This is a genomic window from Tamlana crocina (assembly GCF_012037625.1).
Genome location: NZ_JAAVJS010000302.1, coordinates 1 through 421 on the forward strand (window position 1 = coordinate 1; position 421 = coordinate 421).

Genomic DNA, 421 nt, shown 5'->3' on the forward strand with positions numbered 1-421 from the left:
GGCTCATCGATAGCAATAGTTTTTAGTCCTTCGGGATTTTCAAGATCGGCAACGGTGTCTCCAATCTCAAAGCCTTCCAGTCCAACTATAGCACAAATATCACCTGCATTTACTTCTTCGATCTTTCTGCGACCAAGACCTTCAAATATGTGTAATTCCTTTATTCTTGTTTTTTTGATGCTGCCATCTCTTTTTACCAAAGCAACAGGCATTCCTTCTTTTAGAGTTCCCCGTTGAAGGCGACCAATGGCGATCCTCCCGGTAAACGAGGAAAAATCAAGAGAAGTGATCAACATTTGAGGAGAACCTTCCTCTGTCTTAGGAGATGGAACATGTTCTATAACCATATCAAGAAGCGGCTCAATACTGTCGGTTTGGTTTCTCCAGTCATCGCTCATCCAGTTATTTTTGGCTGAACCGT

The 421-nt window shown here is 42.5% G+C and carries 1 protein-coding gene; it reads right to left on the reverse strand.

Going from position 1 to position 421, the window contains the following annotated elements:
• Positions 1–421: EF-Tu/IF-2/RF-3 family GTPase (locus HC176_RS16825; RefSeq protein WP_245234942.1), on the reverse strand; the 421-nt coding region annotated here is incomplete at both ends.